Genomic DNA, 3,953 nt, shown 5'->3' on the forward strand with positions numbered 1-3,953 from the left:
ATCTCCGGTTCGGCACCGCTGCTGGCCGACACGCATCGCGAATGGCAGGCGCGCACCGGCCACGCCGTGCTGGAGCGCTACGGCATGACCGAGACCAACATGAACACGTCCAACCCCTATGATGGCGAGCGCGTCCCCGGCGCGGTCGGCCACGCGCTGCCCGGCGTCTCGGTGCGCGTCACCGATCCGGAGAGCGGCAACACGCTGGCGCCGGAGACCATCGGCATGATCGAGGTCAAGGGCCCCAACGTGTTCAAGGGTTACTGGCGGATGCCGGAGAAGACCAAGGCGGAGTTTCGCGACGACGGCTTCTTCATCACCGGCGACCTCGGCAAGATCGATGGCAATGGCTACGTCCACATTCTCGGCCGCGGCAAGGACCTGGTGATCTCGGGCGGCTTCAACGTCTACCCGAAGGAAATCGAAAGCGAGATCGACGCCATGCCGGGCGTGGTGGAGAGCGCCGTGATCGGCGTGCCGCATGCCGATTTCGGCGAGGGTGTCACCGCGGTGGTGGTGTCGGACAAGGCGGCCGGCCTCACCGAGGCCGGCGTGATCGCCGCGCTGGATGGCCGCATCGCCAAGTTCAAGATGCCGAAGCGCGTGTTGTTCGTCGACGACCTGCCGCGCAACACCATGGGCAAGGTGCAGAAAAACGTGCTGCGGGATACCTACGGAAAGATCTACGCGAAGTAGCTTCCTTCCTTCCCTCTCCCCTCGTGGGAGAGGGTGGCTTCGCGCAGCGAAGGCGGGTGAGGGGGACAGATGAGCTTTGTCGCCACCCCTCATCCGGCACGGACTTCGTCCGCGCCACCTTCTCCCACAAGGGGAGAAGCAAAGAAGATCGCACTGTTCAGCTAGGCTTTATTTGGCTCATCCCGTCCCAGCCATGCATACAGCGCTGGCAGGACCAGCAGCGTCAGCAGGGTCGCGCTGATCAGGCCGCCAATGACCACGGTGGCGATCGGGCGCTGCACCTCGGCACCGGTGCCGGTGGCCAGCGCCATCGGCACGAAACCCAGCGAGGCCACCAGCGCCGTCATCACCACCGGGCGCAGCCGCGTCAGCGCCCCCTCCCGGATCGCCGCGAGCCGGGCGTGGCCCTGCGCCATCAGCTGCTTGATATAGGTCAGCATCACCAGCCCGTTCAGCACGGCGACGCCCGACAGCGCGATGAAGCCGACCGCCGCCGAGACCGAGAACGGGATGCCGCGTGCCCATAGCGCCAGCACGCCGCCGGTCAGCGCCAGCGGCACGGCGCTGAACACCAGAGCGGCGTCGCGCGCCGAACCCAGCGCGCTCATCAGCAGCAGGAAGATCACCACGAAGCAGGCCGGTACCACCAGCGCGAGGCGTTCGCGCGCCGCCGCCAGATTCTCGAACTGGCCGCTCCAGCTCGTCCAGCTGCCGGGTGACAGTTTCACCTGCGCGTCGATCGCGGCGCGCGCCTCATTGGCGACCGAGGCGATGTCGCGGTCGCGCACATTGGCGGTCACCACGACGCGGCGCTTGCCATTGTCTCGACTGATCAGGTTCGGGCCCTCGCGCAGATCGAAGCGCGCGAGCTGGCCGAGCGGCACTGTCGCCGTGGTCGCGGCGCCCGACGGCAATGACACCGGCAGGTTCTTCAGTGCGTCGAGGTCGGTACGGATCGCATCCGGCAGCCGCACCACGATCGCGAAGCCGCGGTCGCCTTCATAGATGAGGCCGGCGTCGCGACCCCCGATCGCGGTGCCGATCACTTCCTGCACGGCCGCGAGGCTCAGTCCGCGCCGGGCGGTCTCCGCTCTGTCGACGGTGATATCGAGGATCGAGAGGCCGTCAGCCTGCTCGACCTTGACGTCCACGGCACCACGGGTGTCCCGCAGGATCGCGGCGATCTGGTCCGCCGATCGCAGCAGCGGCTCGAACTCGTCGCCAAACACTTTCACGGCCAGATCGCCGCGCACGCCGGCAATCAGCTCGTTGAAGCGCATCTGGATCGGTTGGGTGAATTCATAGGCGTTGCCCGGCAGCTCGCCGACCGCCGCCTCGATCCGCTTGAGCAGCGCTTCCCTGGTCATGTCCGGATCCGGCCAGGCGGCTTGTGGTTTCAGGATGATGAAGGTGTCGGAGGCGTTGGGCGGCATCGGGTCGGACGCTACCTCCGCGGTTCCGGTCTTCGAGAACACCCGCGCCACCTGCGGCAGCGCCATGACCGCCTTCTCGACATCGAGCTGCATCGCCTGCGACTGCGAAAGCCCGGTGCTGGGAATCCGCAGCGCATGCATCGCGATGTTCTTTTCGTCGAGCGTCGGGATGAACTCCTGCCCGAGCCGCGTGAACAGAGCGATAGCGACCGCGAACAGAAGGACGGCGCCGGCAATCGCGGCCAGCGGGCGCCGGATGGTACGGGACAGCGCCGGCGCATAGATCCGCTTCAGGCCGCGGATCGCGATGTTGTCGCCCTCGCGCACCCGGCCGGTCACGAAGATCGCGATCATCGCCGGCACGAAGCTCAGCGACAGCACGAAGGCCGCGGCCAGCGCCAGCAGCACGGTGAGCGCCATTGGCTGGAACATCTTGCCTTCGACGCCGGTGAAGGTCAGCAGCGGCAAATAGACCAGCATGATGATGGCCTGGCCATAGACGCTGGGGCCGATCATTTCCTCGGCGGCGGCCTGTACGGTCCGCAGCCGTTCGTCGCGTGACAGCGCGCGGCCGGCGGCGTGCTGTTTCTCGGCGAGGTGGCGCAGCGCGTTTTCGGCGATGATCACGGCGCCATCGACGATCAGGCCGAAATCCAGCGCCCCCATGCTCATCAAATTGGCGCTGATCCGGCCCTGCAGCATGCCGGCCGCCGTCATCAGCATCGCCACCGGGATCACCAGTGCCGCGATCAGCGCGGCGCGAAAATTGCCGAGCATCACGAACAGCACGACAATTACCAGCAGCGCGCCTTCGCCGAGATTGGTGGCGACAGTGGTGACGGTGGCGTCGACCAGCGTTGTACGGTCGAGCACCGTGGTGAGTTCGATGCCGGACGGCAGCGTCTTGCGCAGTTCCACGATCCGGCTGTCCACCGCCGACGCCACCATGCGGCTGTTGCTGCCGACCAGCATCAGCGCGGTGCCGATCACCGTTTCGCGGCCGTTCATGCTGGCGCTGCCGGTGCGTATCTCGCCGCCAATCATGATGTCGGCGACATCCCGGACGCGTACCGGCACCGAGCCGCGCGTGCTGACGACGACATCGCCAATGTCGGTGGAATCCCGCAATCTTCCGTCGGACCGCACGGCGATGCCTTCGCCATTGTGCTCGATCACGCTGGCGCCGCGGCTGACATTGTTGGCCTCGATGGCGCGGACGATGTCCGCGAAGGACAGATTGAGCGCGATCAGCCGCGCCGGGTCCGGCTGCACCTGGTACTGCTTGGCAAAGCCGCCAATCGAATCGACGCCGGCCACGCCGGTGACACCGCGGATCTGCGGCCTGACGATCCAGTCCTGCACGGTGCGCAGATAGGCCGCGCGCGCGACCTCGGTGGTCAGCCGCTCGCCGTCGGGCGTGACATAGACGCCGTCACCGGGCGCCGTGTAGGCGATCGACCACATGTAGATTTCGCCGAGCCCGGTCGAGATCGGTCCCATCTTCGGATCGACATTGGGCGGCAAGCCGGCGCGCAGCTCGATCAGCCGCTCATTGACCTGTTGTCGCGCGAAGTAGATGTCGATGTTGTCTGCGAATACCGCGGTCACCTGCGAAAAGCCGTTGCGCGACAGCGAGCGCGTGCTCTCCAGTCCGGCGATGCCGGCCAGCGCCGTCTCGATGCGGAATGTGACCTGCTTTTCGATTTCCAGCGGCGAAAGCGCCGGTGCAGTGGTGTTCACCTGGACCTGTTTGTTGGTGATGTCAGGGACCGCGTCGATCGGCAAATGCCGCAGCGACCACGCACCGAACAGAGCGACGCCGAG

The 3,953-nt window shown here is 66.6% G+C and carries 2 protein-coding genes; one reads left to right on the top strand and one right to left on the bottom strand.

Annotation, left to right across the window (positions count from 1 at the left end):
* The coding region (locus Q0S16_RS13675) for an AMP-binding protein (protein ID WP_295849098.1) at positions 1–696 on the top strand (696 nt) is incomplete at its 5' end.
* Positions 697–857: 161 nt separating this feature from the next.
* Here the strand turns inward: Q0S16_RS13675 and Q0S16_RS13680 are convergent.
* A partial coding sequence (locus Q0S16_RS13680) for a CusA/CzcA family heavy metal efflux RND transporter (protein WP_295849100.1) occupies positions 858–3,953 on the bottom strand: 3,096 nt, incomplete at its 5' end.

Source organism: Tardiphaga sp. (genome assembly GCF_025356345.1).
GTDB lineage: Bacteria > Pseudomonadota > Alphaproteobacteria > Rhizobiales > Xanthobacteraceae > Tardiphaga.